The sequence below is a fragment of the Shinella sp. SUS2 genome (assembly GCF_001262505.1).
Lineage (GTDB): Bacteria > Pseudomonadota > Alphaproteobacteria > Rhizobiales > Rhizobiaceae > Shinella.
In genome coordinates this window covers 1-26,838 of the sequence record NZ_KQ410759.1, presented here as the reverse complement: position 1 = coordinate 26,838, position 26,838 = coordinate 1, and the positions used below count along the sequence as shown (strand labels likewise).

23 protein-coding genes, 3 pseudogenes and 1 riboswitch are annotated in these 26,838 nt (G+C 63.1%); of the genes and pseudogenes, 5 read left to right on the top strand and 21 right to left on the bottom strand.

Translation table 11 applies throughout. The features are described from left to right. Window positions 1-83 precede the first annotated feature (83 nt). The 3 genes and pseudogenes from AKG11_RS30645 to AKG11_RS30635 all read right to left on the bottom strand — a co-directional run. Window positions 84-362: pseudogene (locus AKG11_RS30645) on the bottom strand (recombinase family protein); the annotation flags it as partial. A 12-nt stretch (window positions 363-374) separates the two neighbouring features. Then, window positions 375-755, bottom strand: a complete 381-nt coding sequence (locus AKG11_RS30640) for a helix-turn-helix domain-containing protein (RefSeq protein WP_050746706.1) — start codon at window positions 753-755, stop codon at window positions 375-377. Continuing rightward, complete coding sequence (locus tag AKG11_RS30635) at window positions 745-1,068, bottom strand: type II toxin-antitoxin system HigB family toxin (RefSeq protein WP_050746705.1); 324 nt, start codon at window positions 1,066-1,068, stop codon at window positions 745-747. The genes AKG11_RS30640 and AKG11_RS30635 overlap by 11 nt, the downstream gene beginning before the upstream one ends. 273 nt (window positions 1,069-1,341) lie before the next feature. On the opposite strand from AKG11_RS30635, the pseudogene AKG11_RS30630 reads away from it, so the two are divergent. Then, window positions 1,342-2,159: pseudogene (locus tag AKG11_RS30630) on the top strand (HD domain-containing phosphohydrolase). Window positions 2,160-2,560: 401 nt separating this feature from the next. Here the strand turns inward: AKG11_RS30630 and AKG11_RS33960 are convergent. After that, window positions 2,561-2,865, bottom strand: a pseudogene (locus tag AKG11_RS33960) (transposase); the annotation flags it as partial. Window positions 2,866-2,958: 93 nt separating this feature from the next. Between AKG11_RS33960 and AKG11_RS30620 the strand changes: the two are divergent. After that, window positions 2,959-3,192, top strand: coding sequence for a hypothetical protein (locus AKG11_RS30620; RefSeq protein WP_050746702.1), 234 nt, complete (start codon window positions 2,959-2,961; stop codon window positions 3,190-3,192). A gap of 207 nt (window positions 3,193-3,399) precedes the next feature. On the opposite strand, the gene AKG11_RS30615 is transcribed toward AKG11_RS30620, so the two are convergent. The 3 genes from AKG11_RS30615 to fmdA all read right to left on the bottom strand — a co-directional run bounded on the left by AKG11_RS30615 (window position 3,400) and on the right by fmdA (window position 5,616). After that, the gene (locus AKG11_RS30615) at window positions 3,400-3,699 is read right to left on the bottom strand and encodes an FmdB family zinc ribbon protein (RefSeq protein ID WP_050746701.1); all 300 of its coding nucleotides are present in this window, start codon (window positions 3,697-3,699) and stop codon (window positions 3,400-3,402) included. 105 nt (window positions 3,700-3,804) lie between these two features. Continuing rightward, entirely contained in the window at window positions 3,805-4,317 is a 513-nt protein-coding gene (locus AKG11_RS30610) for an AmiS/UreI family transporter (protein ID WP_050746700.1), read from the bottom strand. A gap of 72 nt (window positions 4,318-4,389) precedes the next feature. Next, window positions 4,390-5,616 carry a formamidase gene (gene fmdA, locus AKG11_RS30605; RefSeq protein WP_024271341.1) on the bottom strand — a complete coding sequence of 409 codons (1,227 nt, stop codon included), beginning with the start codon at window positions 5,614-5,616 and terminating at the stop codon, window positions 4,390-4,392. A 355-nt stretch (window positions 5,617-5,971) separates the two neighbouring features. On the opposite strand from fmdA, the gene AKG11_RS30600 reads away from it, so the two are divergent. Further along, on the top strand, window positions 5,972-6,709 hold the full coding sequence (locus AKG11_RS30600) for a winged helix-turn-helix domain-containing protein (RefSeq protein ID WP_037408894.1): 738 nt from the start codon (window positions 5,972-5,974) through the stop codon (window positions 6,707-6,709). Here AKG11_RS30600 and AKG11_RS30595 read toward each other — a convergent pair. The 4 genes from AKG11_RS30595 to AKG11_RS30580 all read right to left on the bottom strand — a co-directional run bounded on the left by AKG11_RS30595 (window position 6,694) and on the right by AKG11_RS30580 (window position 13,338). Continuing rightward, window positions 6,694-7,896 carry a sensor histidine kinase gene (locus AKG11_RS30595; protein ID WP_050746699.1) on the bottom strand — a complete coding sequence of 401 codons (1,203 nt, stop codon included), beginning with the start codon at window positions 7,894-7,896 and terminating at the stop codon, window positions 6,694-6,696. The two genes, AKG11_RS30600 and AKG11_RS30595, sit on opposite strands and share 16 nt — an antisense overlap. Then, window positions 7,893-10,523, bottom strand: coding sequence for an ATP-binding protein (locus tag AKG11_RS30590; protein WP_037408880.1), 2,631 nt, complete (start codon window positions 10,521-10,523; stop codon window positions 7,893-7,895). The genes AKG11_RS30595 and AKG11_RS30590 overlap by 4 nt, the downstream gene beginning before the upstream one ends. Before the next feature lie 204 nt (window positions 10,524-10,727). Continuing rightward, entirely contained in the window at window positions 10,728-11,912 is a 1,185-nt protein-coding gene (locus AKG11_RS30585) for a cyanate transporter (protein ID WP_050746698.1), read from the bottom strand. A gap of 115 nt (window positions 11,913-12,027) precedes the next feature. Next, on the bottom strand, window positions 12,028-13,338 hold the full coding sequence (locus AKG11_RS30580; RefSeq protein ID WP_082342849.1) for a dipeptide ABC transporter ATP-binding protein: 1,311 nt from the start codon (window positions 13,336-13,338) through the stop codon (window positions 12,028-12,030). Between the two features lie 31 nt (window positions 13,339-13,369). Between AKG11_RS30580 and AKG11_RS30575 the strand changes: the two genes are divergently transcribed. Continuing rightward, window positions 13,370-13,657 carry an extracellular solute-binding protein gene (locus AKG11_RS30575; protein ID WP_197284042.1) on the top strand — a complete coding sequence of 96 codons (288 nt, stop codon included), beginning with the start codon at window positions 13,370-13,372 and terminating at the stop codon, window positions 13,655-13,657. Between the two features lie 288 nt (window positions 13,658-13,945). Here AKG11_RS30575 and AKG11_RS30570 read toward each other — a convergent pair whose 3' ends face one another. The 9 genes from AKG11_RS30570 to AKG11_RS30530 all read right to left on the bottom strand — a co-directional run bounded on the left by AKG11_RS30570 (window position 13,946) and on the right by AKG11_RS30530 (window position 22,939). Further along, entirely contained in the window at window positions 13,946-14,734 is a 789-nt protein-coding gene (locus AKG11_RS30570; protein WP_050746695.1) for an ABC transporter ATP-binding protein, read from the bottom strand. Continuing rightward, window positions 14,731-15,684: an ABC transporter ATP-binding protein gene (locus tag AKG11_RS30565; protein ID WP_050746694.1), complete on the bottom strand. Its 954-nt coding sequence runs from the start codon at window positions 15,682-15,684 to the stop codon at window positions 14,731-14,733. The genes AKG11_RS30570 and AKG11_RS30565 overlap by 4 nt, the downstream gene beginning before the upstream one ends. Next, a complete protein-coding gene (locus AKG11_RS30560; protein WP_050746693.1) occupies window positions 15,671-16,510 on the bottom strand; it encodes an ABC transporter permease in 840 nt (279 codons plus the stop codon). The genes AKG11_RS30565 and AKG11_RS30560 overlap by 14 nt, the downstream gene beginning before the upstream one ends. Beyond that, entirely contained in the window at window positions 16,507-17,529 is a 1,023-nt protein-coding gene (locus AKG11_RS30555; protein WP_050746692.1) for an ABC transporter permease, read from the bottom strand. The genes AKG11_RS30560 and AKG11_RS30555 overlap by 4 nt, the downstream gene beginning before the upstream one ends. A gap of 16 nt (window positions 17,530-17,545) precedes the next feature. Next, window positions 17,546-19,108, bottom strand: a complete 1,563-nt coding sequence (locus tag AKG11_RS30550; RefSeq protein ID WP_050746691.1) for an ABC transporter substrate-binding protein — start codon at window positions 19,106-19,108, stop codon at window positions 17,546-17,548. Window positions 19,109-19,143: 35 nt separating this feature from the next. After that, window positions 19,144-20,268 (bottom strand): DUF917 domain-containing protein, encoded by a 1,125-nt coding sequence (locus AKG11_RS30545; protein ID WP_023515764.1) that lies wholly within the window; start codon window positions 20,266-20,268, stop codon window positions 19,144-19,146. After that, window positions 20,265-21,809: a hydantoinase/oxoprolinase N-terminal domain-containing protein gene (locus tag AKG11_RS30540; protein ID WP_082342845.1), complete on the bottom strand. Its 1,545-nt coding sequence runs from the start codon at window positions 21,807-21,809 to the stop codon at window positions 20,265-20,267. The genes AKG11_RS30545 and AKG11_RS30540 overlap by 4 nt, the downstream gene beginning before the upstream one ends. 3 nt (window positions 21,810-21,812) lie before the next feature. After that, complete coding sequence (locus AKG11_RS30535) at window positions 21,813-22,316, bottom strand: Lrp/AsnC family transcriptional regulator (RefSeq protein WP_023515766.1); 504 nt, start codon at window positions 22,314-22,316, stop codon at window positions 21,813-21,815. 290 nt (window positions 22,317-22,606) lie between these two features. Then, complete coding sequence (locus AKG11_RS30530; RefSeq protein ID WP_245290284.1) at window positions 22,607-22,939, bottom strand: sugar-binding domain-containing protein; 333 nt, start codon at window positions 22,937-22,939, stop codon at window positions 22,607-22,609. 98 nt (window positions 22,940-23,037) lie between these two features. Beyond that, window positions 23,038-23,252, top strand: a riboswitch (cobalamin riboswitch). A gap of 98 nt (window positions 23,253-23,350) precedes the next feature. Between AKG11_RS30530 and metE the strand changes: the two genes are divergently transcribed. Further along, the gene (gene metE, locus AKG11_RS30525; protein ID WP_050746689.1) at window positions 23,351-25,702 is read left to right on the top strand and encodes a 5-methyltetrahydropteroyltriglutamate--homocysteine S-methyltransferase; all 2,352 of its coding nucleotides are present in this window, start codon (window positions 23,351-23,353) and stop codon (window positions 25,700-25,702) included. Window positions 25,703-25,860: 158 nt separating this feature from the next. On the opposite strand, the gene AKG11_RS30520 is transcribed toward metE, so the two are convergent. Next, entirely contained in the window at window positions 25,861-26,757 is an 897-nt protein-coding gene (locus tag AKG11_RS30520; protein ID WP_050746688.1) for a LysR family transcriptional regulator ArgP, read from the bottom strand. Window positions 26,758-26,838 lie beyond the last annotated feature (81 nt).

The following is a 26,838-nucleotide window of genomic DNA, read 5'->3' as shown; positions in this document are numbered from 1 at the left end:
GTGTTGGTGACGTAACGCATCACCATCTTGGCACAATGCGATGCCGGTGGGAGGGGCATCCAACCCATCAGTGGCAATCAACACTTGTAGAAGGTGGCGACGTCGGCCTGGTCACGCGAGATGCGGTCCAGCGCTTCGGCCAGCACCATATCGCACTGACCCGCCTGCGCGTCCTGCAGAAGCGCTTGGATGCCGGAACGCAGGATCATGCTCGCGCCCGAGATGCCCGCATCCTTGTAGCTGCCGACGATCTTCCACTGTTCGCGCTTCGCCCGCTCCCGACAGATACGGAACTGGTCCTCGATCGACGCCTCGCGCTGATTGTCGGACGAATAGCGGGCGTAGAGGGCAATGCGGGTCATCGGCGATCACTCCTACGCAACCTTGTCCATCCGGCTCGGCCGGATGAGCACCTCGGCCGAAATCCCGAGGCTGCTGTGCAACTGCCGGATCATGTCGATCGACAGGCTGCGCTTGCGGTTCAGCACATCCGCCACCCGGTTGCGCGGGCCGATCATCGGCTCCAGGTCCTTGCGGGTGAGCCCCTGCTGCTCCATGCGGAAGCGGATCGCTTCCACCGGATCGGGCGGGTCCATCGGATAGTGCTTCGTCTCGTAGGCGTCGATCAGCGTGGCCAGCACGTCCAGCCGGTCGCCTTTCGGCGTGCCGCTCTTGGCGCCCCACAGCCGTTCGACCTCGGCCAGCGCCTCTTCGTAATCCGCTTCCGTGCGGATCGGCTTCAGGTCAGTTGCCATGCTCGATCTCCTTCACGTCGATCCTGTCATAAGCCTTATGCGTGCCCAGCCACTTGATCCAGACGATACCCTTCTCGAAGTCCGCCGACACGATAAGGCGGTAGTCATTGCCCTTGATGTTGAAGACGATCCGCTCGGCGCTGACGATGCTCGCCGTCGCGTAGAGCCGCTTCACATCGGCGGTGCTTGCCCATTGCGCCTTGCTGACTTCGTCGAACCAGGCATCGAGCGCGGCCTTGACGGCTGGCTGCTCTTTCTGCCCCGCGAGGCTTTCGACAAATTCGCGCAAGGTGCGGCGGGCAATGATCCTCATCTGTCACCTATATCATGAGACCAAAACGGTCTCAAGGGAAAACTGCATCAGCCCGGCGCGGGGAGCCCGCTCCGGGTGAAACTCGCCTACCTATGACCAGGGACGACAGCTTGTCAGGACGCCGGGAAAGACTTCGCAGGCCGCCGTTTCTTCGCCTTGCGCTCCAGGGGCAATCTCTGTCACTGGAGCGGCCCGAGGAAAACGCATAGAGATTTGGTTTCAGGATGAGGCCCGTATCGGGCAAAGGAACAAGATGGCGATACAGCGGTTCGCATGGCTGCACTTGACGCCGGCGCGATCGATTTTCTGACGAAGCCTGTCAATCTGCTCGAATTCCAGGCGCGGATGCGCAACCTCGTTGCACTCGTCGATGCGCAAAATAAGCTCGCCGACAAGGCCGCGTGGCTGAGAGCCGAAGTCGACAAGGCGGTATCTGAACTACGTTCCCGCGAGGAGGAGATCATCGAGCGGCTCACGCTTGCCGCGAGCTACAAAGATGCGGAAACGGCAAAGCATACCAAGCGTGTTGGTGAATACTCCGAGGCCATCGCGCTGGAGTTCGGCCTGCCTACGACGCTCTGTTCGGACATCAGGCTCGCCTCTCCCATGCACGACATCGGAAAGGTCGCCATTCCGGATGCTGTGCTGCTCACGAAGGGTATGCTGACCGAGCAGGAGTTTGCTGAAATGCAGAAGCACACACAGTGGGCTGCGATATCCTGCATGAATCCAAGTCGAGCCTCCTGCAATTGGCCGCCGAAATCGCCGGGAGCCATCACGAACGGTGGGATAGTCAGGTATATCCGCTGCGACTGACAGGATCGGCAATCCCCCTTTCGGGACGTATCGTTGCCCTTGCAGACAATTTCGATGCGCTGACCACCGCCCGCCCGTACAAGGAAGCTTGGAGTGTCGAGAAGGCGGTGGAGCATATTCTTGGAAGAGCGGGGTCCCAGTTCGATCCCACCTGTGTGCAGGCTTTCAAGCGGGCCCTTCCGTCGATCCTGCGCATCATGCTGGAAAACGCAGAAGGCATTAAGCATGAGAGGGCAGCAGCGCCAGACAACAACGCTGCAGTGATTGCTGCGTGATTTCCTCGTAGCTGGCCGCGGCGAGATGTCGCGATAGCGGCGACTGCTCTCGCGACCTCTCTCTAATACGAAGGCATGTTGCAAACTCTTGAAGCTCGACTTTGTGATGTATATTCAACGGTATAAGCAGTCAAAAAGTCGAGGGTTACAGGTCGCGTCGGTTCAAGAGCCATGCCCTTACCAGTCTCTGTGTACTCAGGCCTCCGCAACCAAATCTAAAAGCCTTTCCAGCGGGGAGGGCTTTCTGCGTTTGACGCCGCCAAAACAAACCGCCTTTTCCACGCCGCCAGCCACATCCGTAGAATGCCAACGAAATCGGTAACGGAGACGGAAACCCAGTGACCTGCCACTGAATCTCATCCAGCTGCGACTAGAGCCTCGGCGATTCTGATCAATTCTGACTACGCCAAGTGGCACGGCGGGAGCATCCGACGGAAACGCGAAGCTTTCATCTTGCGCAGCGTAGGAGCCGGTTGCGGCGATGGACCCGGCATAGTCTGCCGGGGCCTGGTATCCGAGCGATGAGTGCGGCCGGAAATGGTGGACGTCATCTGCCCACTCGGCCATGGCACTGCGGGCATGATCGAGGCCGAAGAACAGGCTCTCGTTCAGCAGTTCGTCGGGCATCCGACCATTGAAACTCACTCTATATATAGCCGTTCTGCATGGGTTTTCCTGGCGCGATGCAATGCCACGGGACTTTGTGATTGATGATCACGCCGGTGGTTTGACGATATGCCGTAGGGGCAAGGCGAAAAACGTGGTAAGCGCCACCTAAATTACAAACAGGAGTGTCTCTGTGAGCGAACCGACCGTAGCTGAAGCAAAAAACCGCATTTATGAATCGATCCAAGCGGACAATGCGGATATTGATGCGCATATCGCGATTCTCAAGTCAGCGTTGGCGCGGGAAGGCCTAAAAGAGGCGATATTTGACCCGGCCAGGCTCGCGCACAGCAACCGTTCCGGTAGAAAGCTGATGGAAGCTTACTTTCGGCAGCGCGGCGTGACGGTAAAATTCGCGGTTTCGTGAAGCCTCTGACGAATCTCCCAGGAGGGCAGGGGTTACGCTTGCTCTCCTATGTCTATCTACGGACATTGGGATTATCCGCCATTCGAGACCCATCGATATCGATATGGGAAGTCCGCAGATGTGCTGACCGGCATCCGGGGGCAGCCTCCTGTGCCGCCCCCCGGAACAGGAGCAACCCGACGTGCCGGCCATCGGGTGCTCTCGCGCTCAGTGGCCGATCATCCACTTCTTGCGGGTCGGCGTCGGCTTGTTGCCGATCTTGCACAAGGCACAACCGCAACCGGCGAGATGTGCCTTCTTCACGACCTTCGGCTCGCTGCCGCTTGCTTCCGAACGTGTAAGGGCACCGCGCAGTTTGCCGTTCATCAGGCTGAGGCGTGGTGTAGCCATGTCCCGGTTGCTCTGTTCTTCGCATTGCGGGCATGCGCAGGCTTTGAGCGCATCCTGCATCGACACCCATTCTTCAAACGGTCCACAATCGTTACAAACGTAGTTGTAGAGCGGCATTGCCAGTCTCCCCAAAAGTCATGAATCTAGAAAATGGGCGGGCCGCCAGTCCTTGCCCGCCCGCACGCGATCAATCGTGTTGCCGCGCGGTGCGCCGAGCCGGCATCACAGCTTGCCGTCCAGCAGCAGGAAACCTGGCAACCAGCCGGTGACGATGCCGGCCAGCAGCGTGACGACCGCTGTCAGGCGCAGGATCGGCCGCTGCATTGCGAGCAACAGGAAATACAGGAACCACAGGATCCCCCAGATCACCCAGTTGGACGCCAGCCAGAAATCGATCGATGTCTGGGCGGAGGAAAGCCCTTGCACAGACACCGGAATGGTGGTGATGGCGACAAACAGGCTGAACCAGCCGAGGCCGCGTCCGTCCACCTTCACCACCCTGTTGTAGGCCACCCAGAAATAGGTTGCCGAAAACAGGATCGTCAGCGCGGCACCCTTGATGGAGGCCGCGTCGGCATTGGGGCCGAACGCCCAGGCCAGCGACGCGGACAGCGTCACGAAACCGGAGACGACATTGATGACGATGATTTCCCGGTCCTCGATTTTTCCGAGAAGCCAAAGCCCGTTGAGAAACAGGACTGCGCCGACATAAAGCAAGGCAAATCCGAGCAGCATGAAACCCCCTCCCAGGAGAGCAACGGCCAGGGCAGGGCCTGACCGTCGCTTCATTGTTGTTGTGCGGTCTGATCAACTCGTCTTGGCGACGTCTGCCTTGAAGTTCTGCTTCTTCGGCCCGAGCGCATTGGGGTTTATGTCGAAGTCGAAGATCGCCGTCGGTATGGCCAGCGTGGCGCAGACGTTGGGGATATCGACGATGCCGGCAATGCGCCCCTCCACCGGCGCCGTTCCCAGGATCATGTAGGCCTGCTCGCCGGAATAGCCGAACTTCTTGAGATACTCGATCGCGTTGAGGCAGGCCCGGCGATAGGCGACATGGGCGTCGAGGTAATATTGTTCGCCGGTGTGCTCATCGACCGAGATGCCTTCGAAGATGAGATAGTCATCGAAATGCGGGTCGATCGGACTCGGTTTGAAGATCGGGTTGATGACACCGTATTTCGCCATGCCGCCCTTGATGACATCGACGCTGATGTCGACCCAGCCGGCCATCTCAATGGCGCCGCAGAAGGTGATCTCGCCATCGCCCTGTGAGAAATGGATGTCGCCCATCGAGAGGCCGCCACCCTTCACATAAACAGGGAAATAGACTTTCGAGCCGCGCGACAGGTTCTTGATGTCGCAGTTGCCGCCATGTTCGCGCGGCGGAACCGTGCGCCATGCCTCGGCGGCGGCCTTCTTGGCAGCGTCGCCCTTCAGTTGCCCCATCAATGCGGTGTCGGCATAGGGCAGCGCTGCCAGTGGCGGAACGCGGCCGGGATCGGTCGCCACCAGTTCGGCTTCGCGCCGGTTGGCTTCGGCGAGCAGCTTGTGGTCCGGCAGGCAGCCGATCAGGCCGGGATGGATGATGCCGGGATAACGCACGCCCGGAATGTGGCGCGACGTCGTGTAGATCCCGTGAAAATCCCAGCAGGACTTGCTGGCTTCGGGGTAATGCTCGGTGAGGAAGCCGCCGCCGTTTTCCTTGGCGAACAGGCCGTTGAAGCCCCATTCCGAGTCGGGTTTCGCACCGAGGTCGAGAATGTCGACGACCAGCAGGTCGCCGGGTTCCGCGCCATCGACGCCGAACGGGCCGCTGAGATAGTGGACGCGGGTCAGATCGACGTCGCGGACATCGTTGGCGCTGTCGTTGTTGCCAATCTGGCCTCCCGTCCAGTCATGGCACTCCACCCGATAGGTATGTCCGGGCTTGAGGTGATCGACCATCGGAATATCCGGATGCCACCGATTGTGTGTCTTGATGGCATGATCTTCGGGCGCTTTGTTCAGATCGACTGAGAATACTGTCTGTGGCATGCGGCTGTTCCTCCTCAATGCCGGTGTGCAAGAGGTGGCGTGCGCCTCCCTCGTTCTTGCGCTGGGCAGTGCCGCCCGGCATCACCGTGCGTGACCACGATAGGAACCGCATGTAATCGCCATGCATCGGAATGCAGGCTGCTTTGTAATTTTTTGTAACCGGAATGGGTGCGGGCAGTGCGCGCTGCGTGCTGCGATCGTCTCGTTTTAGATAGCATTTTCAATTGATTATGAAATCCTTCCCGTATTTGGAAGGTGCAGGTCCGCCTTCGCCTGTTCTTGCGCGATGCAGGTCGCGACCAAATGCCATCTTCCCTTCTCGACCGCGCCCCCGAATTGCGACTATCGTAGCGGCATGTCCGTTGCCGAACTGAGATCACGCATCCTTATTGTCGACGACGATCGCCGGCTGTGCAGCTTTCTGGAAAAATTCCTGACGAGCGAAAGCTATGCGACTGTCAGCGCCCATGACGGGCGCTCGATGCGGCGTGCATTGGCCGATGAGGCGTTCGATCTCGTTATCCTCGATCTCGGCTTTCCGGTCGGGGAGGACGGGGTAACGCTCGCGCGCAGCATGCGCTCGCAATATGATCTGCCGCTTATCATGCTGTCGGGCAAGAACAGCACGATTGACAAGGTCGTCTGTCTCGAACTGGGTGCCGACGACTATATCACCAAACCCTTCGAACCGCGCGAGCTTCTGGCGCGTGTCCGCACGGTGATGCGGCGCTTTGCCAAGCGGATCGTCCTTCCCGAGGCGATGGAGGCCGATCCCTCGGAGGCCGTTTGTTTCGATGGATGGCGGCTCGATCCGGCGCGTTACAAACTGGCGTCGCCGAACGGCGAGAATGTTCGGCTCACCAGCCAGGAGTTCCAGATACTCTCGGCGCTTGTCGAGCGGCGCGGCCGCATTCTCTCGCGTGAGCAAATTCTCGATATCGTCGCCAACCGCAACTGGTCTCCCTATGACCGCAGCATCGACGTGCTGATCGGCAAGATACGTCGCAAGCTCAGGGACAATCCGCGCGATCCGCAGCTCATCAAGACCATTCGCGGCGTTGGCTACATGTTTACCCCTCAGGTGAGGGACTGAGGCGCGCGAGGCAGGTAGAGATTGATCCGGGTCCCCTCGTCGGGCTTGCTGGAAATGCCGAGGCGCCCACCGGACTGGCGGGCGAAGCCATCCACCATCGACAGGCCGAGGCCGCTGCCCTTTCCAGCAGGCTTGGTACTGAAGAGCGGTTCGAGCGCCCGGCGTTGCACCGCCGCGGGCATCCCGTGCCCGGTGTCGATGACCGAAATGACCACATATTGACCAGGCGGCAGGCCTGACGCCACGCGGGCATCGTCTGGCCGGAGGGCAAGATTGCAGGCCTCGAACCGAAGAGTGCCGCCGTCCGGCATCGCATCGCGCGCGTTGAGCGCCAGGTTGAGCAAGCTGGTTTCGAGCTGCGCCGGATGAACCTCGACAGCGTGCAGGCCATCAGCCAGCTGGAGCGACAAATCGATCTTACCGTCCAGCGTACGGCGCAACACGCGCATCAGGTCCGGCAGCGCTTCATCCAGGCGAATGCAGACGGCATCGCCTCCTTCCCGGCGGCCGAAATTGAGAAGCCGGGAGGTCAGGTCCGTCCCGGCCTTCACGGCCTCGAGCGCGTCGTCGACCATCTCGGCCAGGTGGGGTTCAGCCTGCACATGCTCCTGCAGCCAGCGCAAATTGGCCAGCAGGACGGCCAGGATGTTGTTGAAGTCATGTGCGATACCACCGGTCAGCTGGCCCATCGCCTCGATGCGCTGCATCTGGCCGAGCCGCTCGGCGGCCAGGCGCTTTTCCTCCATCAGCCGGGTCCGCTCGAAACAGCGCTCGAGGGTCGCCAGCAGGTCGGCGCTGTGGAATGGCTTGCACAGGTAGTCGTAGGCGCCGGCCTGCAACGCCTCAACTGCCGTCTCGACCGAGGCATAGGCCGTCACCATCAGGCAGATAAGGTCGGGGCTCTGCTGCCGGAACGCCCGGACCAGTTCGACACCGTTGCCGATACCCAACCGCACATCGACCAGGGCAACGGCCGGCTGGCACGAGGCCAGAGCGCTTTGGGCGGTCGGTGGATCGTGGGCCGTGATCGTCTGGTAACCCTCAAGCTCGAGCAATCCGGCGAGGCTTGCGGCGAAGTCCTCGTCGTCGTCGACGATGAGGACACGCTTCCTTTCCGCCGGGTCCGTCCCATGCGGGATGACATCGTCGCCAACAAGATCGCTGTGCAGGTCGGTCAGGTCCGTCATGATGAGGCCGCACCCGCCCGCGGGAGAACGATCGATACGCGCGTGCCCGCGCCCTGTTCGCTTTCGATCAGCACCGAGCCGCCATGCTGCTCGACGATACGCTTGACCAGGGGCATGCCCAGCCCCACGCCAAATGCCTTGGTGCTGAACAGCGGCTCGAACACCCGTGCCGCCGTTTCGCGCGACATGCCGGCGCCGTTGTCGGCGACGCAGATGATGGCGCTGTCGGCCTCGCAGCGGGTCGAAACGGTGATCACCGCGTCATCCGCGTTCCCCTCGCAAGCCTGGACGGCATTGGCCAGGACGTTGCAAAAGGCCTGCCGCAGCCGCTCGCCATCGGCGGATATCCTGCATCCGGCGGCAAGTTCCAGCTGGATCGGCCGCGCATTATCCTGCTCGGCGACTTGCTGGGCGACCCACCGGTCGATCAGAATTGGCGTCAGCGTCAGTGCGTGCCGGCGCGAGAAGTCGAGCAGGTCTTCGATGATTCGGACACAGCGCCAGGCGTTTCGTTGCAGACGCTGCAATTCGGAGAGCACAGGTTCGTCGGCACTCTTCAACGAGCGGCGCAAGACATCGGCTGACGTCACCAAGGTGCCCAGGGGGTTGCGCAGTTCGTGGCTGACGGTTGCGGTGATCTGGCCGATGGCTGCGAGGCGTTCGTTGCTCGCAAGGTCCCTCTGTGTCTGGCGCAGCTTTTCCAGCGAGGCGACGAGATCGCGTTCGGCGAGCTCACGGCTCTCCTGGGACAGGACGATCCACCAGGCGCCGATACCGAGCAGCGGCAACAGCGCGAGAAAGACCCTGAGAAGCAGTTGGCCGTTTGCTAGATGCGGCTGTTCCGACCCCGGCTCGATCAACCGGTAGGTCAGCAGGAACACGCCGCCGGCAATCACCGCCAGGGCAAACAGCACGCCTGCCACCTTGAGCAGACGCTGCCCCATGCGGGGCGCGATCTTGTCGCGCATGTGCGGCAGCGTCTGGCCGAAATAGCGCGAACTTTCGAGGCCGCCGCCTGGCGACTTGCAGACGTCATGGCAATGCGAATCCAGGCTGCAGCACAGCGAGCAGATCGGCTGCTCGTAGAAGGTGCAGTGCACCATGTCGGAGCGTTCGTATGTGACGCCGCAGATGGCGCAGAGATTGGCATCCAACTTCGCCGCCGGTAGATCGACGGGCGGGCGTGCGAGATAGTAGCGCCCCTTGGTGGCGATGCCGATCGCCACGGCGCTGACAAGGGCCGTGGCAAAAGCGATCGGCGCGGCATAGGCCTGCATCATGACGCCGAGAACGCCGGAAAAACAGACAAGCGCAACGAACGATGCCAGCGCCATCGAGCCGCAGCCGACAGGATTGAAGTTGTAGAGATAGGCGCGCCGGAACTCCGGGTATGCCGGGCTGATCCCCAACGGCTTCAGGATGGCGAGATCAGCGAAGATCGAGCCGATCCACGCTGCCGCAATGATCGAATAGACTGCCAGCACCAATTCCAGCGTCTGGAAGATGCCGAGTAGCATCAACAGCAGCGAGATCAGGATGTTGAACACCAGCCAGACGACCCGGCCCGGGTGGTAGTGGGTGACGCGCGAGAAGAAATTGGACCACGCCAGCGAGCCGGCATAGGCGTTGGTGACGTTGATCTTCACCTGCGAGATCAGCACGAAAACCGCGGCAAGGGCGAGCACGATGCGCGGGTCCGTGCTCACATACTGGTAGGCGATGATGTACATGTGGATGGGTTCAAGCGCTGTCGACCGCGACAGGCCGGCCTGGATCGCGAGCACCGCCAGCAGGCTGCCGCACAGGATCTTGAAGCCGCCGACGACAATCCAGCCCGGACCTGCGGCGACCACCGCCGCCCACCAGCGAAAACGGTTCTCGCGTGTCTTGTCGGGCAGGAAGCGCAAGTAGTCGACCTGTTCGCCGATCTGGATGGACAGGGCGCACAGAACGCCGATGGCCGAGCCGAAAGCAAGGAAATTGAACCCTTCGCTGCCCATGTCGCTGCCGACGAAGGCGGCCCATTCGTCGAGCGTGTCGGGATGCGCGAGCAGGATGTAGGCAAAAGGCGTCAAATGCAGGGCGATCCAGATCGGCTGCGACAGAAGCTGCAGTTTGCTGATCAGCGTCACGCCCATGAAGGTGATCGGGATGATGACGACCGAGGAGATGACATAGCCCAGAACGAGCGGCACATCGGCGAACAGATTGAGCGCCTGCGCCATGATCACGCCTTCGAGCGCGAAGAATATGAAGGTGAAGGTTGCGTAGATCAGCGAGGTGATCGTGGATCCGATGTAGCCAAAGCCCGCACCGCGCGTCAACAGATCCATATCGATGTTGTAGCGGCTGGAATAGTAGGCGATCGGCAGGCTTGTCACGAAAACGAACAGGCAGGTTACCAGGATTGCCGGAAAGGCGTTGGCGAAGCCGTAGCTGAGCGTGATCGCACCGCCGATAGCCTCAAGGGCGAGGAACGAAATACCGCCGAGCGCGGTGTTGGCGATGACAAATGGCGACCAACGGCGAAACGACGTGGCTGCGTATCGGAGAGAATAGTCTTCCAGTGTCTCGTTCGCGATCCAGGAATGGTATGATCGCAAGGCTGGCAGCTGTGGCGTTTCCATCAAGCGCCACACAGATGCGTCGTGGCCCGACACTGTAATCGGCACATGAAACGGCTCCTCCCAAAGCGTGTTCCTGCGGTGTGGCCGCGCTCAGCCGAGAACGATCTATCATCTCTCATGGGGGTCCATCAAACGGAAGAGAGAACATACCTAGATTTTTGGGGCGGGTTGCCGGGCGCGATTCCGGCCGGGCCTTTCTCGTCATCACGGGCATTGCCATGAACGGTCATATCTTTTTGGAGAGAAACGAACCGACAGGATGGCTGCAACGGCGATCGCACCCATGTGCCACTTCCAGCCCGCTTCAAAGCCGCCCGTCAGGTCGTGCAGGCTTGAAACGATCAGGGGCGGTAGCGCCGTCAGGAGGAACCCGCCACCCTGCACCAATGCCGACAGGGCGCCGGCGCGGGCCGAATCGGAAAAATGATCGAGCGTCACAACAAGGGACAGGGCGAAGCAGCCACCGAAGCCCATGCCGGTCAGCACCACGAACAGGAAGGGAGCGGCGTCCGGGGCCAAAGCGAAGCCGGAAAAGCCGATGAACTGGCAGGCAAGAGTGAGCCACAGCCAGGGGCGGTGGTCACGTCCGGTCCGGCTCGCGAGCATCGGAACCGCCAATGCGGCGAACGCCTGGCAGATCGCCATGATCGCAAGGAGGCTGCCGCTGGCCGATGCGGTCCAGCCGTGCTCCCTGTAGTAGGAGGCGAGCCAGGCGACCACCGAGGAGTAGCCGCCGTTCGCCAGCCCGAAGAAGACCATCAGCAACCAGGTTCGCGGACGGCCAAGGAGAGTCCCGACGATGTTCCGCTCCGGCGCCGGGACGTTCCCGCCCGGCAGGGCAAACCAGACAAGCGACACCGCCAGAACCCCCAGAATGGCGAGAGACCCGAGCCCGATGCGCCAATCCCCGGTCCTTTCGGCAATCATTGGCAGGATCTGGGCACCGATCGCGCCGCCACCGAGCAGCATGGCGGAGTAGAGGCCCATCACGAAGGCCACGCGCCCGGGAAACAGCTGCTTGATGACGCCGGGAAAGATCGCCTGGACGATGGCGACGCCAAGCCCGGTCACCGCGGCGCTTGCCACCATCACCCAGGCGCTGGTGACAAACAGCCGCGACAACGTGCCGATGCAGACGATGACAAGCGCGGTGATCAGCACCCGTCGCGCGCCGGCGAGGCGTTGCAGGGCAGGGCCCAGAAACGCAAGGAAACCCATCAGGGCCATCGGAACGAATGTCAGCGAGGCGATGCCGTAGGAGCCAAGACCGGTTGCGACACTGATATCCTCGACAAGCGGTCCGATGCTCGTCAGGAAAGGGCGCAGGTTGAGGCCGATGGCCGCGACGGCGATCAAGAGGATCCAGTTCGGCCTGTCCTGGCGCAGCATGTCTTTCGTCCTGTCGTCGCGCCTTGCCGGCATGGCGCGCAGCCCGCCGCAATGGCGGAGGGATGAAGAGCCGGTTTCGGGGTCTGGCCGGCGGCCTTTGCCGCCGCCGCACCGATCAGGCCAGACGCGCGTAGTGTCCGACGCCGACCGCTGTCATTGGCACCGCTTCGTGCCGGTATCCCACCGGACGGATCGGGCTCTTGAGCTCCCGTGCCGCAAGCATACGCTCGCGGCGGTGATCGGGGTGCACGATCGGCACGGCGTCCAGAAGCTGCCGCGTGTTGGGATGGGCCGGTGAGCCGAGCACAGCATTGCGCGGCCCGATCTCGATGATCTCTCCCAGATACATGACGGCGATACGGTCGCTGCCGCGTTCGACCACTGCCATGTCATGGGAGATGAACAGGATGGAGATGGAAAACTCCTCCTGAAGCTCTGCAAGAAGGTCGAGGATCTGCCCCTGGATCGACACGTCGAGCGCAGAGACTGGCTCGTCGGCGATGATCACCTTGGGGTTCAGTGCGAGGGCCCGGGCAATGCAGATGCGCTGCCGCTGGCCGCCGGAGAACTGGTGGGGGTAAAGTTCTGCCTGCGCCCGCGTGAGACCCACCCTTTCGAGCAGGGTAAAGACCCGGTCCCGGATTTCAGCCGCGCTTCCCACGCGGTGGATGTGCAGCGGTTCGGCGACGATCTGTTCGACGGACATGCGGGGATTGAGCGATGCATAGGGATCCTGGAAGAGCATCTGGATACGCTTGCGCATGTCCACCATCTCCGATGCTCTGATTTCCTGCAGGTTCTTGCCCTGCAGCAGGATTTCGCCGCTGTCGGGCTGTATCGGCCGCATGATGCTTCTGCCGGTAGTCGACTTGCCGCAACCGCTTTCTCCCACCAGCGAGAGCGTTTCCTTTTCCTTGAGGTCGAAGGAGACGCCTTCCACCGCGTGGACATTCGCCACCACGCGGTGGAACATACCCTGGCGCACGGCAAAACGTGTCACGAGGTTGCGAACGCTCAGAACTGCGCTCGGCTCGCGCGGTATTTCGGGCGCCGGCTGCGCTGCCGGGCTCGATACCGGTTCGACGCCGGTTTCTAGGCGCAGGCTGAGCTTGGGCGCCGCGTCGAGCAGCCGGCGGGTATACTCATGCCGGGGCGCGTTGAAGATGGCGGCGACATCGCCGCTCTCGACCACGTTGCCGTGCAGCATAACCACGACCCTATCGGCGATCTCGGCAACGATACCCATGTCGTGGGTGATGAGCAGGATGGCCATGCCGGTCTCGCGCTGGATCGTCTTCAGCAATGCGAGGATCTCGGCCTGCACGGTCACGTCGAGCGCCGTGGTCGGCTCGTCCGCGATCAGGAGGTCGGGTTTGCAAAGGATCGCCATGGCGATCATGACGCGCTGGCGCATGCCGCCGGACATTTCGTGCGGATATCCGAAGGAGGGTACGCCGATGTTCCGCGACAATTTCGCGGTGCCGGCAAACGCGCCTCATCCTGAAAACGCGAAGATTTTCATCAACTGGATGATGGCCCCGGAAAACGCCGCTGCCGTCTCCAACGCCATCGCCTATGCCAATGCCAATGCCACCCAGGCCGACCAGTTCCTCAGCGAGCAATGGCGCAAGATGGACGCGATCAACATGCCGGAGGAATTCGCCTCGCGTCTCGTGCCGACGCAGGACTGCACCGGCAAGGCGCGCGAACTGCGCGACCGTATCTGGACCCGCCTGAAGGGCTGAGTTCGGTATCGAAGAGACGGGCACGGCTTTTGTCGTGCCCGACACTGTGAAAAGCAGACACAATGCGTATCACCTTCTTCCAACCGCTGCGGCACCGGTGGCATGTCCACCCATGAACGTCCCGATCGACAGTCCTAAAAACGTTGTGGGACAAGGACAGGCAGCGCTTCGCTGTACCTTCCTGCAGAGGCTGGAAAGTCCATGCTCTCGATGTCCTGCTGGCACCTTTGAACAGGTGAAAAGGCTTTGGTGCCGCCCGTCTTCATCCGGCCAAGACCACGCACCTGGTCAGTTGGAAACCGCTTTGCGTCCAAACGAGAGCAGTTCACGGGTATAGGCCGCGGTGGGCGCGCGGATCACGTCCCCGGTCCTGCCGAACTCGATGACGTCGCCGCGGCGCATGACGAGCAGGGTGTCGGAAACATGCGCGACGACCTTCAGGTTGTGGGTGACGAAGAGCATTGAGAGACCGCGGCTGGCCTTGAGATCGGAGAGCAGGTTCAGGATCTGTGCCTGTACGGAGACATCGAGCGCCGATGTCGGCTCGTCGAGGATAAGCAGGTGAGGTTCCAATGCCAGTGCCCGCGCAATGGCGACGCGCTGTGCCTGGCCGCCCGACAGTTCGCGGGCGCGCCGGCCAAGGAAGTCGGCGGGAAGGCCGCAGTCGGAGAGAAGCCCGGCGATCCTTTCGCGCATTGCAGGGCCATTGCGCCTGCCTGCCGCCAGCATGGGTTCGGCAAGGATTTCTTCGATGGTCAGCCGCGGGCTCAACGACAGGAAGGGATTCTGCAAGACGACGCCGATCTTCTGCCGCGCCTGGCGGAGCGCATCGCCCTTCAGGGCCAGCCAGTCCTGACCTTCCAGGCGGATCGTACCGCTTTCGACCGGTAGCAGCCGGAGAATGGCGCGCAGCAGGCTCGTTTTGCCCGAACCGCTTTCTCCAACGATGCCCAGCGTCTCCCCCTGTTCAAGGCGGAAGCTCGCGCCGTTGACCGCCGGTTTCGGACATGCGGCGAAGAGGCCGGCGCGGTAGCGGATGATAAGCGTGTCGATGTCGAGAATGGGGGCCGAAGTCACGCCGCATCCTCCGGTAGATGGCAGAGCCAATGGTGGGTATCACGACGGCGTCCCGGCGGCGCCGTGGCAGAACAGACGGGCATCGCCTGCGGACAGCGTGGGGCGAAGGCGCAGCCGACAATTGCAGACCGCGGCGGCGGGATGGAGCCCTCGATGGCGGCGAGGCGCGCGCCATGCGGCGCGGCATCGGGAAGGGCCGAAAGCAGGGCACGCGTATAGGGATGGGCGGGGTGCCGGAGTATCGCACCGACCGGCCCCGTTTCGACGGAACGCCCTGCGTAGAGCACGGTGGCGCGGTCGCAGGCCTCCGCAATGACGTCCATGTCATGGGTAATCATCAGTACCGTGAGGCCGCGCTCGTTGACGAGTTTGCGCAGAAGCGCCAGCACCTGCGCGCCGACCGAAACGTCAAGTGCCGTCGTCGGCTCGTCGGCAATCAGGAAATCCGCACCGGTCGCCAGTGCCTGGGCGATGACCACGCGCTGCTGCATGCCGCCTGAGAGCTGGTGCGGGTAGCTCTTCAGCACCTTTTCCGGGTCTGGAAGGCCGGTTGCGGCCAGCAGCGCCGTTGCCTCTGCTTGGCGGACCGACCGGGGCAGGTCGCGATGGGCGCGGATCACGTCGTCGAGCTGGCGGGCGATGCTGAGCACGGGATTGAGCGCGGCCGCCGGATCCTGCGAGATAAGGCCGATCCGCCGGCCGCGCAACCCCCGGGCATTTTCCCGGAGGTCTTCGCCGTCGAAATGGAATCGGTCGGCAGCGATGCGGGCGCCCTTCGGCACAAGGCCGAGCGCTGCCATGCCAGTCATGGTCTTGCCGCAGCCGGATTCGCCGATCACGCCATGGATTTGGCCGCGCTCGATTTGGAGATCGACCGAGCGTACGGCATGGACGTCGCCGTCGGGTGTTGGGATGCTGACGGAGAGGTTGCGGACATCAAGCAGAGCCACGGGCAGCACCTCCCTTGCGGTCGCGTAACGCATCACCGAGCACGCTGAAGGCGAGTGCGATGATGAAGATGGTCATGCCGGGCATGGCCGAGTACCACCAGCGCGCCGGGAAGAACTTCCGGCCGGCATCGACCATCTGGCCCCAGTCGGCAGTCGGCGGCAGCACACCGAGGCCGAGGAAGGAGAGTGCGGCGGCCGTCAGCAGCGCCGGCCCGACGTCAAGCGCAGCCTGCACGGTCAGCGGGCGCCCGGTCGCCGGCAGGATATGGCGGATGATGATGCGCGGATGGGAGACGCCGGCAAGCCGTGCGGCCTCGACATAGGGCTGGCCACGCAACACCAGCACCTCCGCCCGGGCGAGACGTGCATACCAGGGCCACCAGGTTACGGCGACGGCAATGACGCTGTTAAGGAAGCCCGGGCCAAGCGCTGCGGCCATCAGCACCGCCAGTAGCAGTGCTGGGAAGGCAAGGAAGACGTCCGTGCCGCGCATCAGCGCCTCGTCGATCCAGCCGCCGAAATAGCCGGCTGCGAGGCCGACCGGCAGACCGATGAGCAGCGAGAAGGCGACGATCAGCACGCCGTTTGTGAGGGAGATGCGGGTGGCGTAGATGATGCGGCTCAGGATATCGCGGCCGAGATGGTCCGTACCGAGCCAGTAGTCCGCGGATGGCGGGGAGAGCTTTGCCGCCACATTGGGTGCGCCGGCGCCCTGCGCCGGGTACGGCGCGATCCAGGGCGCCAGAATGGCGACGGCGAAGAAAAGGACGACGACCGCAAGCGCGATGGTGCCTGGCCAGCCGAGGCGTTGAACGAGCTTATTCATGAGAGCGCCACCCGTGGATCGACCAGAGCCTGGGCGATGTCGATCAAGAGGTTCATCACGACATAGCAGATCGTCACCACCATGGTGACGGCAGCGATGACGGGGAAATCCTTGGCGAGGATCGCTTCGGAGACATAGCGGCCGAGGCCTGGCCAGGCGAAGATGATCTCCACCAGGACCGCGCCCGTCAGAGCGTAGGCGAAGGAAAGGCCGATCACCGTCAATGCCGGCCCCATGGCGTTGGGCAATGCATGGCCGAACAGGATGCGCGGTTCGGAAAGACCGAGCGCGCGGGCGGCGACAACATGACGGCGTTCGAGGATTTCGATCATCGCCGAGCGCGTCAGCCGCATGGCAACGCCGGCCGGATAGGAGGCCAGTGTCAGGGCCGGGAGGATCAGATGGGTCAGCGCACTTCCGAAGGCGTTCAGCCGGCCGGCGAGCAGCGCATCGATCATATTGAAGCCGGTCACCATCGGCAGCGGTGCGGAGATCGATATCTCGCGCGATAGGCGCCCGGAAAGCGGCAGAATACCCAGCCATTGAGCAAAAATGAGCTGGAGGATCATCGCGAGGAAGAAGGTCGGCATGGCGACGGCCGCGATGGAGCCGAAGCTGCCGATCCTGTCCGGCCATCGGCCCTGCCGTGCTGCTGCGACGACGCCGAGCGGAATGCCGATCAGCAGCGCAAGGCCGGTGGAGAAGATCGCAAGCTCAAGGGTCGCCGGTAGATAGGCCCGCAGATCCTCGGCAATGAGGCGCCGCGACTTGTAGGAGATGCCGAAGTCGCCGGATGCCATGGCTGTGGCAAACGTTGCGAAGCGGGCGGGAAGGGACGCGTCGAGGTTCAGTTCCTGACGCGCCTTCTCGATCTGCTCGGCCGTAGGGCGGGGCCCTGCATAGAGTGCTGCGGGATCCGAAGGAACCACCTGTGCCACCACGAAGACCAGAAAGGTCACGCCCACCACCACGAAGGCGGAAAGGACCGTGCGGCGCAGGATATAGCGTAGAAGTTCCATCAGACCCCCACGCGCCCTACCGGCTCAGTTCGTTGACGAAGGTGATGTGCCCGTAGGCCGGGTTGTCCGCATAGCCCTTGATGTCCGAGCGGATGACATGGACGTTGGGCTGATCCAGCATGAAGATCGCTGCCGCATCCTCGATCACCTTGCGCTGCGCTTCGATGAACAGGGCCTCTGCGCGCGGGCGGTCGGTGCCCGAGAGCTTGGCCGCCTCTTCGATCTTGGCATCCACCTCGGGGTTGGAGTAGTAGCCGAGGTTGAAGTTCGGCTTTTCCTCGCTGTGAAACAGGTTGAAGAGATAATCGTAAGGCGTAACGAAGGTTGGCCACCAGAACATGACGAAAATGTCCTGCGCGGCTTCCGGGCTCGACTTGCCGAGTTGCCACTGGGCCTCCCAGGCCATCGGCTGCAGTTTTAGCGTGATGCCGAGCGTTTCCAGGTTGGCCTTCCAGAGTTCGCCCGCAACGGCCTCGATCGCTTGCGCGGAGGAATAGGTCATCGTCAGTTCCAGGCCGGGCTCGATGCCTTCCTCCGCAAGCAGCGCCTTGGCAGCTTCGAGGTCGGTTTTCGGGATGGGCGCTTGGGCGTCGTGGCCCCAGATGCCGGCGGGAACGACACCCTTGGCACGCGTACCGAAACCGCTCGTGCCCGCGGTGATCACGTCGTCATAGGGGAAGGCGAGCGACAGGGCCTGGCGCACCTTGACCTTGTCGAGCGGCGCGCGCTTGACGTTGTAGAGGCCAAACAGCGTTTCGAAGGATGGATTGATGACGACGTTGAGGTCCGGATTGGACTTCAGCGCCTCGAGGTTCTCGTAAGGCAGGCTGTAGGTCCAGTCGGCCTGTCCGCTCTCGATCATGTTCTGGGCGAGCGTTGCATCCTCGGTGATCTCGAACGACACGGTCTTGAAGCCGTTTTCCGGCACTTTGCCCCAGTAGCCGTCTGCGCGGTCGAGTACGGCGCGCTGGCCCGGCTCGTAGCGGCTGATCTTGAACGGGCCGGTGCCGCCATCGTTGCCGGCGTTGAACCAGGCGTTGTCCTTGTCCTGGACCGAGGGGGCGTAGATCCAGGCGGCAAAGCCTGCCGAGGCGATGAGGTCGAGTGGCTGCGGTTCGGAAAGCTGGAAGACGACCTTCAACGGCTCGGGCGTTTCGATGGAGGTTACCGGTCCCCAGATGAAGGACGCGCCACCACCGATCTTCTTGGTGCGCTCGATCGAGCCCTTGACGGCTTCGGAGGTGAGCGGGCTACCGTCGTGGAATTTCACGCCGTCCCGGAGGGTGAAGGTCCAGGTCTTGCCGTCGGTGCTCACGTCCCAGCCGGTGGCAAGCAGGGGCTCTATCTTCGCCTCCTCGATGTCGGTCGCCGGAATGTAGCGGGCAAGGCCCTCATAGACATTGGCGAGCACCGCACCGTCGTTGGAGAACGAGGTGGCGGGGTCGAGATCCGGGAAACTGGTCGGGCAGGCAAGCGTGAAGATGCTGCCAGCGCCTTCGGCCATGGCGAAGTTCCAGCGCGCGCCCACGGCAGCAAGGGTTGCGAGGGCCGTTGTCTTCAGAAAATTGCGGCGATTCATTTTCGTTCTCCCATGGAGGTTGCCGGGGTGGACGCTCAGGCGCCTTCTTCGATGTATTGGGGGACGGCGAGGGCATCGGTGCTGATGCCCTGTGGCACGAAATCAAAATCATAACCGAATGCACGAGGACCGACGGATTCAAGCGCGATCGCGCTGCGCAGCAGCACCGGGGCCGGCATGGAGAGCACGTCGATACGCAGGCCGTAGCGCAATTCCTCCGTGCCGATGGCGCGGCCGGTCTCGGAATCGACGATGCAGATCAGGTCCGGCACCATGGTGATGATGTTCTCGCCTTCGCGGGCGATCAGATATTCGTTCTGGATCTCGATGGCGATCGAGCGGCCGGCATCGTCGTCAAGCCCGGCGACGGTGAGTGTGCCGCGGTTGAAACCGGCTGCGATGCGACGGGCGATATCGGTGACCTTGCCACGCATCAGGCGCACGCCGCCCGATTGCCTGAGGATCGCTTCCACCGGATCTTCCTTGGCGGCGCGGGCGTTCAGCACGGCATCGCCGAGGCTCCAGGCCTGGCTCGTCGTGTGCGGCACGCCGTAGCGGCGCACGAAGTCGCCGGACATGGGCGCCGTCGTCATCAGTGCCGTGCAGCCCATGGCGATCGTGCTGGCGCGCAGCAACTTCTCCAGCATCTTCGGCGTGGTCGCCTCGGTGACGATGAGGACGTTGCCGTCCGCATCGGCCAGCGCCGCTGGCTGGACGGGCTGGCCGTGAATGAAGAATGTGGTCATCTGCACTTCGGGGAAGGCGCGGCCCATGCCGTCGGCATCCACCACAGGCAGGTCGACCATGGCGGCGGTCAGCATGGGTGAAAGGCCGTTGCCGCCGCCCACCTCGTCGCCGAGCAGCGCATCGACCTTGCGGCCCATGTGGTGTTCGAGGGCATGGAGCAGCCGCACGCCCTCAGCGCCTTCGGCGATCTTCTCGATGCCGACGGTCGGCGCGCCGATACCGCCGATGCCGATGATCTGTGCGTCGGGCGCCATGTCGGCCGGGCGCACCATGCGGATGCGCTTGCCCTCGCGCAGCAGTGCCTTGGCACGCAGCGACGCATGATAGGTGCTGCCACCGCCGCCGGTGCCCAGAATGCCGCAGCCGATGGCGATGCGGTCGATATCCGCCTCGGTGAGCGTCCAGTACTTCATGCCCTGAGTTCTCCAATGACTTTCGCCGCGATGCGCACGGCGTTGCCGGGCAGGTAGGCCAGCGGCGTTTCCTCGATGTCGGCAAGACTCACCGTTTCGTGCGCTGCACCCGCTTCGACAGCGCGTGCGCGCGCTTCGGCAACGATGGAGTCCAGTGCCTTCTCCCGTGTCGTGCCTTCCAGGGAGACGACGCTGTCCACTTCGCCGGAGACCTGCGCGATGGCTGCGCCGATCGCATTGGCGGAGCCGAAATGATCCGGCTTCAGCGACACCGAGGTGCCCTCCAGCAGCCCTTCCACGAGCACCGAGCCGCCACCGACGAGGATAGCCGGGATCGGCTCGGCGCTCGGTTTCATGCGGTCGAGAACCGTCTCGATGCTGGCTTTCATCTGCGCCAGCATCTGTCGGGCGAATTCGGGTGTGATGTGGCTGAGCCGGTCGCGGTCCCCGAGATCGACGAGGCCGGCGGCCACTGCGATGTCCGTCGCAGTCAGCGTGTCGCCACCGAAGCAGAGTGCTTTTTCCGGCAGGCGGAAGCCGGCCGAATCCGGGCCGACTGTCGAGGGCGGTCCGGACCGCACGATGCTGCCACCGCCAAGGCCGAAGGAATAGACGTCCGGCACGCGGAAATTGGTCGGCACACCGCCGATCATCGCCCCTTCGCTGCGGGTGCGCGGGAAGCCGGCGACCAGCATGCCGATATCGGTGGTGGTGCCGCCGATATCGATCACTGCGGCGTCGGACAGTCCGGTCAGAAAGGCCGCTCCGCGCATGGAGTTGGTCGGGCCGGAGGCGATGGTGAAGACCGGATAGCGCTCGGCGAAGTCCGCCGCCATCAACGTGCCGTCGTTCTGGGTGAGGTAGAGCGGGCAATCGAGGCCGAGTGCGACGAAGGCCGAGCGGAAGGCGCCGACGGTCTCGTGGCCGAGCTTGTGCAGGCTTGCGTTGAGGATCGTGGCGTTCTCGCGGGGCAGAAGGCCGGTACGGCCGACACGGTGCGACAGGCTGATCGCGGCGTCCGGCATTTCCTCGGCAACGATTTCGGCCGCTTCGTTTTCCATGCGAGGATCCACCAGGGCGAAGACCGAGCAGATCGCGACGGCGGAGATGCCTTTGGCACGCCAGTCGCGACAGGCGGCACGGACTGCGGCTACATCAAGTGGGGCGATTTCTGAGCCGTCATAGTTCACGCCGCCGCCCACCATGGCTGCGCCGCCTTCGACGATGGGACGCAGGGTGTCGGGCCAGTCGATCATCGGCGGCAGAGAGCGCGTCGCTGCGCCGCAAAGCCTGAGAACACCGACCTTTTCAAGATGGCGCCCTTCGACGACGGCGTTGAGGAAATGCGTCGTGCCGATCATGACAGCGTTGACGGCGGCGGCGGTGATGCCCGCTTCGGCGAGAACCGTGCGGATTGCCGCGCCGACGCCCGAGGTCACGTCCGCCGTGGTCGAGGCCTTCACCGTTGCCAGAACCTCGGTGCCGCGCAGCAGCGCCGCATCCGTATTGGTCCCGCCCACATCCACCCCAATGCGCAACATGGGTTATCCTTTCTTCTTGCCGCCGAGGTCCGTGCCGCGGCCGATCGCGGTGGTTCTCGTGCCGAATACCTTGTAGAGCCGCAGGACCGCCGAACTCGTCACGCGTTTGACGCCGGGCAGCTTGCCCAGTTCCTGATCCATGAATTCGAGAAGCGCCGCGTGATCGGCGACGAAGAGCGAGGCGCTGAGATTGGCTGTGCCGCTGGTCGCGGCCAGGTAGCCGATCTCCTCGTACTCCGCGAGCTGGATGGCAACGTCTTCTATCTTGCCGGCTTCGACCTCGATCAGAAGCTCGACCTGCACGTCGCGCCCGAGCGCCACGGGATCGGGAATGGCGCCGATCACGATCATCTTCGCCTGGAGCAGGGCGGCGATGCGATTACGGATCGTGCGTTCGGAGACGCTGCCGATCCGGCCAGCGATTTCCGCCGCCGAGAGGCGCCCGTCCTCGGAGAGATAACGGATGATCTCGCGGTCCAGATCGTCAACGACATAACGCTGTGTCATGGGGCGTTTCCATTTCAGCCTGTTTTGAGCAGTAAATTTCCGAAACGGAATTGTGTCAATAATATTTCAGCCGCATAGGGTGAATTTTTCCGAAAATGACCCGGATATGGTCCTTGACGTACGATTTGTTGCCGAATCGGAAATCAGCGGAGTGCCATGACGTGTCGTCTGGGTGGCGCGCTAGGGTTTGCTGATCCTTTTGAGGGGATCTCTGTCAAGGCAGGCGAGCGCACCAGGCGGCGCTGAGGTGGGGCGACCCCAGCACGGCCGCTATCCGCGCTTGGTGCTTGTCACCACTCGTCGGGTGCCTGATCCTGACGCAACTGCTCGGTGGATGCCATGTCGGTGACGAGATGGGTGGCATGGCCGCCCTTGAGCACGGCACGGATAGCATCCGTCTTGTTGGCGTCGCCGGCCACGCACAGTCGCCGCGGGAGGCTGAGCAGGTCGTCGAGTTCGATGCCGATGACGCGGTTGTCGAAATCGTCGGTATTCTGCCGTCCTCGCCGTCGATGAAGCGGCAAATCAAGACCGCGGCGGCGCCGAGATTGCACCATGATGGCCGCGCAGAATTCCGCGGAAAGTTCCCGGTTTCCCGCAGATGCGCCGGTGACTTGCACCACGCTCAGGCCCTCGGGGGGGCGGGCAGTTCCAGGGTGATAAAAAATACATAAAGGCATAAGTATTTCTTTATGTCTATTGACAATCCGGCCCGGATACCATGAAGTCCTGATGTCGTGGTTCCCTGGAGCGGCTCTGCCTCTCCAGGGCTAAGAGGGAATCCGGTGCGCCGATCATTCGGCAATGCCGGGGCTGCCCCCGCAACTGTAAGCGGTGAGCCGCTGTCCAGGATGTCACTGAGGCGCCTGCCTTGGGAAGACGGACAGCAGTGACGACCCGTGAGCCAGGAGACCTGCCAAGACGAAACAACGTCCACGGGCGGGGTGTCCCGGTGGTTGCTGCGGTCCGTCTTTGACGGGGATGGCCGCACGCGTCCGCTTACCCATGCCCCCACCAACCAATGGGGTATGACAATGTCCAACAAAACTCTCTCGGTCGGCTCTCTCGGCTTTCCGCGCATCGGCCGCCACCGCGAATTGAAGTTCGCGCTCGAAGGTTTCTGGTCCGGCAGGATCACCGAAGACGATCTTCTTGAAACTGCGAAGACGCTGCGGGCGGAAGCCTGGATGCTCCAGCGCGATCGCGGGATCACCAAAATCCCCTCGAACGACTTCTCCTTCTACGACCATGTGCTCGATACCGCGGTCATGGTCGGCGCAATCCCGGCGGATTATGGCTGGGAGGGCGGCGACGTGCCGCTGTCCGTCTCTTTCGCCATGGCGCGCGGCAGCCAGGAGGGGAGGCACGCCGGTTGCGGCCATGCCCATCACGGCCACGGCGTTCCCGCGCTCGAAATGACCAAGTGGTTCGATACCAACTACCACTACATGGTGCCGGAGGTTTGCGAGGATCAGGTCTTCACGCTGACCGGGCAGAAGCCGGTCGATCATTTCCTGGAGGCCAAGACGCTTGGCATCCATACGCGTCCGGTCGTGCTTGGACCGGTCACGTTTCTGAAACTTGCCAAGGCTCGTCCCGCGACCTTCAAGCCGCTCGATCTTCTGACAAGGCTGCTGCCGGTCTATGAAGCGTTGTTCCGCCGGTTGCACGCCGCCGGTGCGGACTGGGTGCAGGTGGACGAACCGGTCCTCGCCCTTGACCTGACCGAAGGCGAGCGCCATGCCTTCAAGGTGGCGTACGCGGCCTTCGCGGCGGCCGTTCCTGAGCTGAAGATCATGCTCACCACCTATTTCGGGTCGTTGGGCGACAATCTCGATGCCGCGGCCGCGCTTCCGGTCGCCGGCCTCCATGTCGATCTGGTGCGCGCTCCGGAACAGCTTGATGCGGTTGCAGCGGCTATGCGTCCCGATCAGACCCTATCGCTCGGCGTCGTCGACGGCCGCAACATCTGGCGTGCAGACCTTGCCACCCTTCTGGAGCGGTTGGCACCGGTCGTTGCCGCGCGCGGGGTCGATGCCATCGAGGTCGCCGCGTCGTGCGCATTGCTGCATGTCCCTGTCGACCTCTCCCTGGAGACGGCACTCGACGAGGATCTGAAAGCCTGGTTGTCCTTCGCGACCCAGAAGCTGGATGAACTCGCGATCCTCGGCAGGGGCCTGGCCGCGGGCAAGGATGCCGTCCGGCAAGCCGTCGACGATGCCACGCAGGCGATCACCGCCCGGGCCTCCTCGCCGAAGGTGACTGATCCCCTCGTCCAGGGCCGCATGGCCGGTATCGACGGGGGAATGAAGAAGCGTATGAATGCCTTCGAGGATCGGCGGCGCCTGCAGGCGGCGGCGATCGGGCTGCCGCTGTTTCCGACGACGACGATCGGTTCGTTCCCGCAGACCGGCGAGGTTCGCAAGGCGCGGTCGGCGCATGCCAAAGGTACCCTCAGCTATAAGGACTACGAGGCATTCCTGCAGAAGCAGACCGAGGACGCCATCCGCTGGCAGGAGGAGATCGGCCTCGATGTGCTCGTTCACGGCGAGTTCGAGCGCAACGACATGGTGCAATATTTCGGCGAGCAGCTCTCCGGTTTCGCCTTCACGCAGTGCGCCTGGGTGCAGAGCTACGGATCGCGCTATGTGCGCCCACCGATCATTTTCGGCGACGTCTCCCGCCCCAACCCGATGACGGTACGGTCGTGGCGTCACGCCCAGTCGCTCACCGAAAAGCCGGTGAAGGGCATGCTGACGGGGCCGGTGACGATCCTCAACTGGTCCTTCGTGCGGGACGACGTTGCGCGCAGCACGGTTTGCCGGCAGATTGCGCTCGCCATCCGCGACGAGGTTCTGGATCTCGAAAGGGCTGGTGCGAAGCTGATCCAGATCGACGAGGCTGCGCTTCGTGAGGGCCTGCCGTTGCGCCACAGGGACTGGCGGCACTATCTGGACTGGGCGATCGAATCCTTCCGCCTTTCTTCGGCGGGCGTCGCGGACGAAACCCAGATCCATACCCATATGTGCTATTCGGAGTTCAACGACATCATCGCGGCCATTGCGGCGATGGATGCCGACGTTATCTCCATCGAGACGTCCCGTTCCAGGATGGAGCTGCTCGATGCCTTCCGGAGCTTCAAGTATCCGAACGAGATCGGCCCCGGTGTCTACGACATCCATTCGCCGCGCGTGCCCGACGTCAAGGAGATGGCAGACCTCATCACACTGGCGCGGGAGCGTCTTGAGGATCGCCAGATCTGGGTCAATCCCGATTGCGGCCTCAAGACCCGCAAATGGGAAGAGGTAAAGCCGGCGCTCCTGAACATGGTGGAAGCGGCGCGGCAGCTGCGCGGGTCGCGCGCTGCGGCGGCCTCGGGGCGGTGAGCACCACGCGCCGATCGACGATGCCGGGAGCAATCCCGGCGTCTGCGGGGCCGCGTGGTCGCACTGGCCGCTGCCGGCGAATTGTATTGCTGGCCGGAGCAACGAGCACGACGGCTTGCGCGCAGTTTCGGTGGCTCAGGAGGATGCTTGCCTTCCTGTCACAAGAGGAAACGCCGGGCAATCGCCGTCACCTCCCGGGTGAGACCGGCCAGCCGATCCGCGGCGAGGCGGTTTATCTGCCAGGAGAGCGGAATGTCGAGGGGGGTCTGTGGGCGCAGTGCCACCAGCCGCCCCGTCTTCAGATGCGCTTCAGCGAGCGGTTCGGGGTTCATACCCCACCCCAGGCCGGCAAGGCTCGCATCAATGAAGCCCTGCGTTGAAGGCAGCCAATGCGCCGGGCAGGCGAGGTCCTGCCCGAAGACCTGGCGGACCCAGCGGTTCTGCAGGCGGTCCTTCTGGTTGAAGACGAGCGACGGCGCGCGCATCAGCGCCTCGACCGTGACGCCTGCCGGGAAGTGCCGCTCCATGAAGTCCGGGCTCGCCGTCGCATGGTAGCGCAGCGTGCCAAGCGACAGGCGGCGACAGCCCTGCACCGGTTTCTCAAGGCTGGTGACCGCTGCCAGAACGCGGCCGCGCTGCAGCCATTCGGCGGTGTGATCTTCGTCGTCGATCGCGACATTCAGCAGATAGGGCGCATCCTTCGAGAAGTTCGCTATGGCTGTGAGGAACCACGTCGCGAGGCTGTCGGCATTGGTTGCAATGTGCAGTGTGACGGCCTTGCGGGTTTCGTCGGGCGGGGCGAGGGCCGGCAACTGGTGCAGCAGCTCGCTTTCCAGCATGCCGACATTCTCCATGTGCCGGCAGAGCCATTCGCCCGTATCCGTCGCGGTGCACGGGTTGCCGCGCGCGATCAGCACGGTGCCGAGCCGTTCTTCCAGCTGCTTGACGCGCTGGGAGACGGCGGAGGGTGTCACGCCCAGAAGGCCGGCCGCCTTTTCGAAGCTACCCGACTGCACCACGGCAGCGACGGCGCGGAGAGCGGAATAGTCGAACACGAGTTAGGTGTTTAGTCCCGGTATTTGATGGTGCACTATTCAGCCAGGAATGGAGGGATGCGCTATGGGACAGATTCTACA